The following is an 11,526-nucleotide window of genomic DNA, read 5'->3' on the forward strand; positions in this document are numbered from 1 at the left end:
CGCTTGTGGCCTGGACCTGGAAAATAAGTGAGAATGCCGAGCAACCGCGTTCGGCAAACCGAACCTATCATATCCAGAAATCTTCGGCAGCTTAAGGCCCCCAGGTGCAAATGAAACGAACCGCGTTCTTCATCTCCGACGGTACCGGCATCACTGCAGAAACGCTGGGCCAGAGCCTGCTCGCACAATTCGAGAGCATTCCGTTCAATAAATTCACGCGCCCCTACATCGACACGCTGGAAAAGGCCCGGGCCATGGTCCAGCAAATCAACGCCGCGGCCGAGCGCGACGGGGTGCGTCCGATCATTTTCGACACCATCGTCAACCAGGACATCCGTGAGGTCATGGCCACGTCCAATGGCTTCATGATCGACATTTTCTCGACGTTTTTATCCCCGCTCGAGCAGGAATTGACTGCCCACTCGTCGTATTCCGTGGGCAAATCCCACTCAATCGGCGGCAATTCCAACTACATGGAGCGTATCGAGGCGGTCAACTTCGCCCTGGACAACGACGACGGCGCGCGTACCCACTACTACGACAAGGCCGACCTGATCCTGGTGGGCGTATCGCGTTGCGGCAAGACCCCGACCTGCCTGTACATGGCCATGCAGTTCGGCATCCGCGCCGCCAACTACCCGCTGACCGAGGACGACATGGAGCGCCTGCAGCTGCCAGCGGTGCTCAAGAAGCACCACAACAAGCTGTTCGGCCTGACCATCGACCCCGACCGCCTGACCGCGATCCGCCACGAACGCAAACCCAACAGCCGCTACGCAAGCTTCGCCCAGTGCGAGTTCGAGGTGCGCGAAGTGGAGAACCTGTTCCGTCGGGAGAACATTCCCAACATCAATTCCACGCATTTCTCGGTGGAGGAGATTTCGGCGAAGATCCTGGTGGAGAAAGGCGTGGAGCGACGGTTCAAGTAGTACACCGTGGGAACGGCGGTGCGCCGTTCCCACGCAAATGACACGCCTGTCTAGTCCTGAAATAGGTTTACACCTGTTCAGGTAGGCCGACAGGCCTCAAAACGCCCGATGCACAGCATCGGGCGTTTTGTTTTTCAGGGCCATATGAGGCCGTTCTGTGTTGTAGATCTGCACTGCCTCGTCAACCATCTGCCTCGCTTGCTCCAGATCTGCAGGGCTACTCAACAGCAGCTCCATCTTGAGGATTCCGTTGATTCGCTCGGCCAGCGCGTTCTGGTAGCAGTCATACCCATCGGTCATGGAGCACTGAACGCCGTGCCGTTGATGCAGTGACTGGTATAGCGCCGAGCAGTATTGGATGCCTCGATCCGAATGGTGGACTAATGGCTGGCGATGACGTCGCTTCCGTAATGCCTGCTTGAAAGCTTGCGCCACCGACTCGGCATGCAGGCTTTCATGGACGTGGTGGCCAACGATTTTCCTGGAGTACGCATCCGTTATCAGGCTCAGGTATAGCGGGCCGTTACGTGCAGGCAGGTAAGTAATGTCGGCCACCCAGACATGTTCCGGCCTTGTCGGAACAATCTGGCTTGGCCCGGGCTTGAGCAAGTTGGGATGGCGGTAGAAGCGATGAAAGCTTTGTGTTGTCTTGTGGTAGGCCCGCTTAGGCAGTACGAGCAAACGGCGCTCTCCCAAGACCTGGAACAGCCTATCTCGGCCGACCTGGAATCGTCTGTCAGGTTGGCAATGCAGCAGATAGTGCAGCTTGCGGGTACCCAGACGGGGCTGGCGCATTCGGACTTGCTGTACAAACTCAACCACCCGGTCTGCCTGGCGTTCTTTGCCATCAGCGGCTCGGTTGCGTTTGTAGTAAGCCTGTCGACTGATGCCTAGAAACTGACAAGCCCTGGCAATGCTCAGTCCTGCGACTTGGCCTTGCGAGAGGACTTGCCGGATCGCTTTTTTACGACCGAAACACCATAGTCATTTTTCAGAACATCAACGACCGTCTCGAAGAACTGGGCCTTCTGGCTCATCAGCTCAAGCTGCTGCTCAAGCTCTTTGATCCGCTGCTCTGGAGTGAGCGGTTTGGGGTCAGACATCGCGCAGCTCCTCTCGGCTCGGATCGATGCCCCTTGGCTCCAATCCTGCCGACCGTGCTTACGCAACTATACCAGAACCGTCGACCGGCCCTGGATGCCATACCGTTCCTGGGCCTGCTTGTAGGTCAGTTCGCCTTTTTCGATCTGATCAACCACCGCCAATTTAAAAGACAGTGAGTAATCTCGCTGTGTGCGCTTTACACCTTGCTCCATCTGACTCTCCGGAAATTCGGGATGGGAGGTGTAAACCTTATTCAGGACGGGACAGCCACAAAATGAAAAGCCCCGGCATCACTGCCGGGGCTTTTTTTCACTTCAGCGCAAGGCTCATGACGGAATCACCGCCGCTTGACCGCTCATCGCCAGGTCGACCAGCTCGCGGTTGGCCACCGCGTACATCGCATAGTCGGTGCCGGTGGCGTTGCGCAGGTCGTCGAGCATGGCGCGCCAGCGCTCGACCATCACCCGGTGCTGCTCGCACCACAGGGCCACGCGGGCGTCCATGTCTTCCGGCGCGTCGGCCATCTGCAGCACGGAGATGGTGATCGCCCGCTGCTGCAGGTCGATGTCGTCGCGGAACGCCTCGCGGGCCAGGGCCTGCCAGTTGTTCTCCACCGGCAGGTTGCTGATCTCCTGCAGGTACCAGGTCAAGTCCAGCGAGCTGCCCACGGCGAAGAACGCCTTGGCCACCTGCGCCGGATCGTGCCCAGTGACGTCCGAAGCCTCGATGATCGGCAACAGGGTGTACAGGTGGGTGGTACCGGCGACCATGCGCGCCAGCAACTCCGGCACACCGGCGTCGACAAAGCCCTGGTAGCGGTTCATCCAGCGCTCGCGGGTCGGGCCTTCCAGCAGTTCGTCGAGCTTGAGCCCCAACTGCGCGAGCACCGGCCCGAAGTGAGCAACATCGCGACCAGCATCCTGCTCGTTGCGACGGCTGCGCAGGAACCAGCGGGTGGCCCGACGGCCCAGGCGCATCAGCTCGTCCATCAGGGTCAGCTGGATCTCGGCCGGGACCTGATAGTCCAGGGCCTCGATCTGGCGGAACCAGTGCGGCAGGTGGAAGATGTCGCGCACGATCACGTAGGCGCCCGCCACGTTGGCCGGGCTCATGCCGGTGGACTCCTTCAGGCGCTGCACGAAGGTGATGCCCATGTTGTTGACCAGGTCGTTGGCGATCTGGGTGCTGACGATCTCGCGCTTCAGGCGGTGGCGACGCATGGAGTCGGCGAACTTGCTGACCAGCGACGGCGGGAACGCGGTCTCCATGTCGCGGGTCAGGTAGTCGTCGTCCGGCACCAGCGACTTGAGCAGCTGCTCCTTGAGGTCGATCTTGCTGTACGAGATCAGTACCGACAGCTCGGCGCGGGTCAGACCCTGCCCCGCCGCCAGGCGTTCGGCCAGCTGCTCCTCGCTGGGCAGGAACTCGATGGCGCGGTCCAGCTTGCCACGTGCCTCCAGATCGGCCATCAGGCGCTTGTACTCGGCGATGCGCTCGCGGGCACGGCGGGCCGCCAGCGACAGCGCTTGCGTCTGCTTGTAGTTGTTGCCCAGCACCAGCCCGGCGACTTCGTCGGTCATGCTGCCCAGCAGCTGGTTGCGCTGCTTCTCGGTCATGTCGCCACCCTGCACCACTTCGTTGAGCAGGATCTTGATGTTGACCTCGTGGTCGGAGCAGTCGACGCCACCGGCGTTGTCGATGAAGTCGGTGTTGGTGGCGCCGCCGTTCAGGCCGAACTCGACACGGCCGAGCTGGGTCATGCCCAGGTTGCCGCCCTCGCCCACCACCTTGCAGCGCAGCTCGTTGCCGTTGACGCGCAGGGCGTCGTTGGCCTTGTCGCCGACATCGGCGTGGCTTTCGCTGCTGGCCTTGACGTAGGTGCCGATACCACCGTTCCACAGCAGGTCCACCGGTGCCTGCAGCAGTGCATGCAGCAGTTCGGTCGGGGTCAGGCGGTCGGCCTCGATGGCGAAGCGTTCCTTCATCTGCGGGCTGATGGCGATGCTCTTGGCGCTACGCGGGAAGATCCCGCCGCCTTCGGACATGATGCCGGTGTCGTAGTCGCTCCAGGCCGAGCGCGGCAGGTCGAACAGGCGCTTGCGCTCGGCGAAGCTGGTAGCCGGGTCCGGGTTCGGGTCGATGAAGATGTGCAGGTGGTTGAACGCCGCCACCAGTTGCAGCTTGTCGGACATCAGCAGGCCGTTGCCGAACACGTCGCCGGCCATGTCGCCGACACCGACCACGGTGATCGGGTCTTCCTGCACGTTGATGCCGCGCTCGCGGAAGTGGCGCTGTACGCCCACCCACGCGCCACGAGCGGTGATGCCCATCTTCTTGTGGTCATAGCCGGCCGAGCCGCCCGAGGCGAACGCATCGCCCAGCCAGAAGCCGTAGTCGATGGCGATGCCGTTGGCGATGTCGGAGAAGGTCGCGGTGCCTTTGTCGGCCGCCACTACCAGGTACGGATCATCGTCATCATGGCGCACCACATTGGCCGGCGGCACCACGCCACCGTCCTTGAGGTTGTCGGTGATGTCGAGCAGGCCCGAGATGAAGATGCGGTAGCACGCCACGCCTTCGGCGGCGATCTCGTCACGGCTGCCGCCCAGCGGCAGGCGACGCGGCAGGAAGCCGCCCTTGGCGCCGACCGGCACGATCACCGAGTTCTTCACCTGCTGGGCCTTGACCAGGCCGAGCACCTCGGTGCGGAAGTCTTCCTCGCGGTCCGACCAGCGCAGGCCGCCGCGGGCGACGTTGCCAAAGCGCAGGTGCACGCCCTCGACCCGAGGCGAATAGACGAAGATCTCGAACTTCGGCACCGGCTTGGGCAGCTCGGGGATCAGCTTGGGGTTGAACTTGAAGCTGAAGTACGACTTGTTCTGGCCGTTGGCGTCCGGTTGGTAGAAGTTGGTGCGCAGAGTGGCCTTGATCAGGTCCAGGTAGCGCCGCAGGATGCGGTCCTCGTTGAGCACCTGGACATCGTCCAGGGCGGTGAGGATCGCCTGCTCCAGACGTTGCTGCTTGTCGTCGAGGTCTTCGTTGGTGAGCTTGCGCGCCAGGTAGAAGCGGGTCTTGAACAACCGGGTCAGCTCGCGGGCGATATCGGTGTGGTTGTTCAGGGTGCTGGCGATGTAGCCCAGGTCGAAGCCCAGGCGGATCTGCTTGAGGTAGCGGGCGTAGGCACGCAGCAGCGCGACGTCACGCCATGGCAGGCCGGCGGTCAGCACCAGGCGGTTGAACGCATCGTTCTCGGCGTCGCCCTTGACGATATGGACGAAGGCGTCCTGGAAGGTGTCGTTGAGCTGCTGGATGTCGAGGTTGAGGCCTTCGCTGTAGGTGAAGGCGAAGTCGTGGATCCAGAACTCGCGGCCACTGGCGTGGCGCAGGCGGTAAGGGAACTCACCGAGCACGCGCAGGCCGAGGTTTTCCAGGATCGGCAGCACGTCCGACAGTGCCAGCGGCGTATCGGCGTGGTAGAGCTTGCAGTGCAGCGTGCGCTCACCGAGCTGCGTCAGCGGCTGGTAGAAGCTCATGGCCAGCGGCTTGGCCTCGGACAGGTTGAGCACATGTTGCATGTCGACCACCGCCGAATGCGCGGCGAAGCGCTCGCGGTAGCCGGCCGGGAAGCCTTTCGGGAAGTCGGCGAGGATGTTGGTGCCGTGGGCTTCGCCGAAGTTTTCCACCACCAGCGCCGAGAAGTCGTCCTGCCACGAACGGCAGGCCTGGATCACTTCGTTTTCCAGCTGCTGCGGATCGATCTCGATGCGGTTCTTCGGGTCGACCCGCAGGATCAGTTGCACGCGGGCCAGCACCGACTCGGAGAAGAAGGTCCAGAACTCGCAGTCGGTGGCTTTCAGGCGCTCCATCAGCACCTGCTGGATCTTCTGCCGCACCTCGGTGGAGTAGATCTCGCGCGGCACGTAGGCCAGGCAGTAGCAGAAGCGGCCGTACGGGTCCTTGCGCAGGAACACGCGGATCTTGTTGCGTTCCTGGATCTGCACGATCGACATGGCGGTGCTGAACAGCTCGTCCACCGGGGTCTGGAACAGGTCGTCGCGGGGCAGCACTTCCAGGACCTGGGCCAGTTCCTTGCCCAGGTGCGCCTTCGGGTCGAAGTGCGAGCGGCGCTCGACTTCGGCGACCTTGCCACGGATGTAGGGGATGGTGTGCACGCTCTCGCCGTACACCGACGAGGTGTACAGGCCCATGAAGCGGCATTCCTTGACCACCTTGCCGTCCTGGTCGATCTGGCGGATCGACACGTAGTCCGGGTAGGCCGGGCGGTGCACGCGGCTTGGCTGCGAGGCCTTGGCGAACGACAGCAGGCGCGGTTCGCGCAGGTAGGCGACGGCGTAGTCCTCGATGCGCAGGTCATCGGCGCCCAGGCCTGCACGCAGCAGGCGGGCCAGGCCCAGGAACGAGGTGTCGTCGTAGACCAGGTGGCCGCCGTCGGCGTCGGACTCGACGGTGAACTCCTCGTAGCCGAGGAAGGTGAAATGGTTGTCCAGCAGCCACGACAGGAAGCTCTTCACCTCGGCCTTGTCGTTCTGCGCGGGGCCGAAGGCGTTCTGCTCCACCAGTTCCAGCAGCTCGCGGATCTTGGCTTTCATCGGCTCGAAATCGGCGACCACGCCGCGCACCTCGGCCAGCACCTGCTCCAGTTCCATGGCCAGGGTGTTGAGCTCGGCGGTGTTGGAACAGCGGTCGATCTCCAGGTACATCAGCGATTCATGGTTGACGCCCTCGCCCAGGGTGCCCTTGGGCAGCAGCTCGACCAGCTCGCCCTTGGCGCCACGGCGCACGCTGAGCACGGTGGTTTGCAGGGTGTGGATGCTGTAGCCGCGGCGGTTGAGCTCGGTGCGTACCGAATCGACCAGGAATGGCAGGTCGTGGTGCAGCACCTCGACCACGGTGTGCGTGGACTGCCAGCCGTGGCGTTCGTAATCGGGGTTGTAGACCCGCACCTGCGGGTGCGTGGCGTCGAAGCGCTCGATGATGCGCCAGGCGGACAGCGTGCAGCCGGCCAGGTCCGACAGCCTGCGCTGAGTGAGTTCGTCCAGAGAGATGATGCCGAAGAACTGTTCAGCGAACAGTGCCACTTGTGGCAGGGACTGTTCGTTGATGTGCTGCGCCAGGGCCGCTTGCAGTTGATGCTGGAAGTCGGCTTTGCTGGCTGCGGTGAAGAACGCCATCTGTGGTACTCCGCTTGGGCTTTGTTATAGGTGAAGCGTCGCGTACATGCGCCTTGTACGGATCAACCATAGCCAACCCGTGGCAAGACAGAAGCGTTGGGTGCCTGCAAAAGCGACTGCCAGGTGGCTGTGCCTTTACGGGAACCCATCGACAGGGCAGCTTAACGACTGAACGGTCACTTGGGCTTGCAGCGCTGCGACAATTTCGGTCAATGCGCGGTAACTTTACGTTTATCAGTGTGCGCAAGGCTGTCAGAATTCCTTTTCATTTCCATTGATCCGAGTGCGCCATGCAATTGAAAACCGCCCTGCTCTTCGCCACCCCCTGCGACGACGAGGAAGACAACATGGCGACCCTGTGCTGCCACAGCGACAAGGGCCAGATGTTCCTGCTGACCCGCTACCCGGACGAGGACACCGTCGACCTGACCCTGGACGACGAGCCGTCGACGCTGGACGGGCTGAAGGTGACCTTGAGCGCCACCCGCCTGCTGATCGAGGTGGCGGCCGGGGATCGCGACGCGCTGAAGGGCGACGAGGAACTGGAGATCATCCTGACCACCTCGGGCAGCGACCTGGAGGAAGTCGCGCTGACCTTGCGCAACATCCTCGACGGCACCGGGACCTTCGTGTCCGAGGTCTAGACCGGTCATTCGGCCCTCCTCGCGGGGGCTTGAGTCTTCCGCGATGAAGGCACAACACCATTGACAGCCGAAGCCGCGAGCAGGCATTGTCTGACAACCTGACCAATAGGCACCCGCACGTCCATGCTAGAGCTCCAGCGCCCCGACACCCTCGTTGAACGCGTCGTCAGCGCCATCCGCGCCGAGATCGATGCCGGCCGCCTGGCCGCCGAGTCGCGCCTGCCTACCGAACAGCAACTGGCCGAACAGCTCAATGTCAGCCGCTCGGTGGTGCGCGAGGCGGTGGCGCAGCTCAAGGCCGACGGCGTGCTGATCGCTCGCCGCGGGCTCGGTTCGTACATCTCGCAGACCCCCAATGGCACGGTGTTCCGCTTCCCCGGCAGCAACGGGCGCAAGCCGGACCTGGTGCAGATGTTCGAGATGCGCCTGTGGATCGAGACCCAGGCCGCCGCCATCGCCGCCCGCCGCCGCGACGCCGACGACCTGCAGCGCATGGCCGCGGCCCTGGGCACCATGGAAGACCCGCGCAGCGACTTTGCCACCGCCGCAGCCGCCGACGTGGCCTTCCACCGAGCTATCGCCGAAGCCAGTAAGAACGACTATTTCGTCGCCTTCCACGATTTCCTCGGTGGCCAACTGGCCGCCGCGCGCCGCACCGCCTGGGAAAACTCCGCCACACCGGCGGTAGGCGGCTCGGCTGACGCCCTGCGTGAGCACCGGGCGTTGTACCAGGCCATTGCCGACGGTGACCGCCATGCGGCCGCCGCCTGCGCCGAAGCCCACCTGCGCGCCTCGGCCAAGCGCCTGAAACTCGACCTCCCCGACGTCGACTGACCCCGGAGAACCCTATCGCGACCTGGCGAGGTTTTTACGCGCACTAGTTAGTCTGACAACCTGATAAGCAGATTCACCGACAAGAATTCCAAGGTACCCTGCATGACCTACGACTACTGCATCATCGGCGGCGGCATCGTCGGCCTCGCCACCGCGATGGCCCTGCTCACCCGTCGCCCCGGCGCCTCGCTGCTGATCCTGGAAAAGGAAGCCAGCCTCGGCCGCCACCAGACCGGCCATAACAGCGGCGTGATCCATGCCGGTATCTACTACGCACCCGGCAGCCTCAAGGCCGACCTGTGCAAGCGCGGCGCCCAGGCCACCAAGGACTTCTGCGCCGAGCACGGCATCGCCTTCGAGGTCTGCGGCAAGCTGCTGGTGGCCTCCAACGATCTGGAGGTGCAGCGCATGCAGGCGCTGTACGAGCGTTCGCAACAGAACGGCCTGAAGGTCGAGCGCCTGGACGCCGGCACCCTGCGCGAGCGCGAGCCGAACATCGTCGGCAAGGGCGCGCTGTTCCTCGATGCCACCGGTATCGTCGACTACCAGCAGGTATGCGACGCCATGGCCAAGGTGATTCGCCAGGCCGGGGGCGAAGTGCGCCTGTCCACCGCCGTGCACGCCATCCAGGAGCATGCCGATTCTGTCGCGGTCAGCACCGACGGCAACACCTGGCGCGCCCGCCAACTGGTGGCCTGCGCCGGCCTGCAGTCCGACCGCCTGGCGCGCCTGGCCGGGGTGAAGATCGACCACCAGATCATCCCCTTCCGCGGCGAGTACTACCGCCTGCCGGCGAACAAGAACCAGATCGTCAACCATCTCATCTACCCGATCCCCGATCCGGAGCTGCCGTTCCTTGGCGTGCACCTGACGCGGATGATCGACGGCAGCGTCACCGTCGGCCCCAACGCGGTGCTCGGCTTTGGCCGGGAGAACTACCGCAAGTTCTCGGTGAACTGGCGCGACGTCGCCGAGTACGCACGCTTCCCCGGCTTCTGGAAAACCATCTGGAACAACCTCGGTTCCGGCACTGCCGAGATGAAGAACTCGCTGTTCAAGCGTGGCTACCTGGAGCAGTGCCGCAAGTACTGCCCGTCGCTCCAAGTCGAGGATCTGCTGCCCTATGAGGCCGGCATCCGCGCCCAGGCGGTGATGCGCGACGGCACCCTGGTGCACGACTTCCTGTTCGCCGAGACGCCGCGCATGGTGCACGTGTGCAACGCCCCGTCGCCGGCCGCCACCTCGGCCATCCCCATCGGCCAGATGATCGCCGAAAAGATCCTCGAGGCCCGCTGAAGCACCTGCTGCATCCACAACTACAAAGACAACAAGGAAACCTCAGATGTCGGTATACGAGACGGCCCCGGCCGCGCCGGAAACCCCCGAACAGCAACGCAAGCGCCTGCGCAAGGTAGCGGCGGCGACCATTTTCGGCTCGATGCTGGAGTGGTATGACTTCTACCTCTACGCGACCATGGCCGCGATCGTCTTCTCGAAGATCTTCTTCGACCCGAGCAACCCGGCGGTGGCCTCGCTGCTGGCGTTTTCCACCTTCGCCATCGGATTCATCGCCCGCCCGTTCGGCGGCGTGCTGTTCGGCTACCTGGGCGACCGTTTCGGGCGCAAGCATGTGCTGGTGATCACCTTTTGCATGATGGGCCTGTGCACCATGCTGATCGGCCTGATCCCCGGCTACGCGACCATTGGCATCTGGGCGCCGATCCTGCTGGTGATCATCCGCATCATCCAGGGCCTGGGCGCCGGTGCCGAGCTGTCCGGCGCGGCAGTGACCTCCTACGAGCACGCCAGCGAAGGCAAGCGCGGCAGCCAGGGTGCCTGGCCGGCGCTGGGGCTGAACCTGGGCCTGCTGCTGTCGTCGCTGACCGTGTACCTGCTGACCATGAACGGCAACGAATTCCTGCTGGCCGGCGGCTGGCGCATCCCGTTCATCGCCAGCATCGCCCTGGTGGCGGTGGGCCTGTGGGTGCGCAAGAGCATCCCCGAGACCCCGGACTTCAAGGAGCTGGACAAGGCCGATGACAAACCGCAGGTGTCGCCGCTGAAGCTGCTGTTCAGGAACGACCTCAAGGGCCTGGCCGTGGTGTTCTTCGTGGCGGTAGGCTACAACGCCCTGAGCTACATCTTCAAGACCTTCTCGCTGGCCTACCTGACCCAGTTCAAGGGCGTCGAGGCGCATGTCACCTCGCTGTCGGTGACCCTGGCCAGCCTGGTGGCGATCTTCGCCGTGCCGTTCTTCGGCTGGCTGTGCGACAAGTGGAGCAGCAAGACCGTGCTGATGCTCGGCGGCGTGCTGTCGGCGCTGTTCGCCTTCCCGTTCCTGCAACTGCTGTCGACTGGCGAGCCGATGATGATCTACCTGGCCATCGCCGTGGGCACCGGGATCCTGGCGCCGATGATGTTCGCCCCGCAAGGGTCGTTCCTCAGCCGGCAGTTCCCCACGCAGACGCGCTCGTCCGGGTTCGGCACCGGGCGAGAGGTCGGTACCGCGGTGGCCGGCGGCCTGGCGCCGTTGGGTGGGCTGGCGCTGGTGGCAGGTTCGGCGACTCATTCCACCGATGGCGTGGCGATGATATTGGCGGTGGCCGGGGTGCTGGTGGTGGTGTTTGCGTTCTTTGACCAAGGGTGGCGGCATTCGAAGGCGAAGAACTAAACAAAGCCACGATCCGATCTTGATCTTGATCTTGATCTTGATCTTGATCTTGATCGCAAGATTAACTGCGTAGTCCCTAGCGACAGCTGCGTCAGTTCAGGCGCCGCCCGTAACTTCGCGACTTCAGGAGGCCGAACGGAGGTCTTGCGGAG

6 protein-coding genes and 1 pseudogene are annotated in these 11,526 nt (G+C 63.5%); 5 read left to right on the top strand and 2 right to left on the bottom strand.

What is annotated here, in order from left to right:
* Positions 1 to 110 precede the first annotated feature (110 nt).
* On the top strand, positions 111 to 929 hold the full coding sequence (gene ppsR, locus ACODS9_RS25020) for a posphoenolpyruvate synthetase regulatory kinase/phosphorylase PpsR (protein WP_046854746.1): 819 nt from the start codon (positions 111 to 113) through the stop codon (positions 927 to 929).
* 96 nt (positions 930 to 1,025) lie between these two features.
* Here ppsR and ACODS9_RS25025 read toward each other — a convergent pair.
* Together ACODS9_RS25025 and ACODS9_RS25030 are read right to left on the bottom strand one after the other, a co-directional pair.
* A pseudogene (locus ACODS9_RS25025) lies at positions 1,026 to 2,245 on the bottom strand (IS3 family transposase).
* A gap of 114 nt (positions 2,246 to 2,359) precedes the next feature.
* Positions 2,360 to 7,225 carry an NAD-glutamate dehydrogenase gene (locus ACODS9_RS25030; protein ID WP_401112346.1) on the bottom strand — a complete coding sequence of 1,622 codons (4,866 nt, stop codon included), beginning with the start codon at positions 7,223 to 7,225 and terminating at the stop codon, positions 2,360 to 2,362.
* A gap of 290 nt (positions 7,226 to 7,515) precedes the next feature.
* Here ACODS9_RS25030 and ACODS9_RS25035 point away from each other — a divergent pair, with 290 nt between their 5' ends.
* The 4 genes from ACODS9_RS25035 to ACODS9_RS25050 all read left to right on the top strand — a co-directional run bounded on the left by ACODS9_RS25035 (position 7,516) and on the right by ACODS9_RS25050 (position 11,374).
* Entirely contained in the window at positions 7,516 to 7,869 is a 354-nt protein-coding gene (locus ACODS9_RS25035; RefSeq protein WP_046854744.1) for a hypothetical protein, read from the top strand.
* 123 nt (positions 7,870 to 7,992) lie between these two features.
* A complete protein-coding gene (locus ACODS9_RS25040) occupies positions 7,993 to 8,703 on the top strand; it encodes a FadR/GntR family transcriptional regulator (protein WP_489095007.1) in 711 nt (236 codons plus the stop codon).
* Positions 8,704 to 8,805: 102 nt separating this feature from the next.
* The gene (lhgO, locus tag ACODS9_RS25045) at positions 8,806 to 9,999 is read left to right on the top strand and encodes an L-2-hydroxyglutarate oxidase (RefSeq protein WP_489095008.1); all 1,194 of its coding nucleotides are present in this window, start codon (positions 8,806 to 8,808) and stop codon (positions 9,997 to 9,999) included.
* 46 nt (positions 10,000 to 10,045) lie between these two features.
* The gene (locus tag ACODS9_RS25050) at positions 10,046 to 11,374 is read left to right on the top strand and encodes an MFS transporter (protein ID WP_046854741.1); all 1,329 of its coding nucleotides are present in this window, start codon (positions 10,046 to 10,048) and stop codon (positions 11,372 to 11,374) included.
* The last annotated feature ends 152 nt before the right edge of the window (positions 11,375 to 11,526 follow it).

The organism is Pseudomonas sp. FG36 (assembly GCF_057809275.1).

Excerpts from the sequence above, each read along its gene's own strand:
- ACODS9_RS25050 (WP_046854741.1), top strand. The coding sequence starts at position 10,046 with ATGTCGGTATACGAGACGGCCCCGGCCGCGCCGGAAACCCCCGAACAG.
- ppsR (WP_046854746.1), top strand. The coding sequence starts at position 111 with ATGAAACGAACCGCGTTCTTCATCTCCGACGGTACCGGCATCACTGCA.
- lhgO (WP_489095008.1), top strand. The coding sequence starts at position 8,806 with ATGACCTACGACTACTGCATCATCGGCGGCGGCATCGTCGGCCTCGCC.
- ACODS9_RS25035 (WP_046854744.1), top strand. The coding sequence starts at position 7,516 with ATGCAATTGAAAACCGCCCTGCTCTTCGCCACCCCCTGCGACGACGAG.
- ACODS9_RS25030 (WP_401112346.1), bottom strand. The coding sequence starts at position 7,225 with ATGGCGTTCTTCACCGCAGCCAGCAAAGCCGACTTCCAGCATCAACTG.
- ACODS9_RS25040 (WP_489095007.1), top strand. The coding sequence starts at position 7,993 with ATGCTAGAGCTCCAGCGCCCCGACACCCTCGTTGAACGCGTCGTCAGC.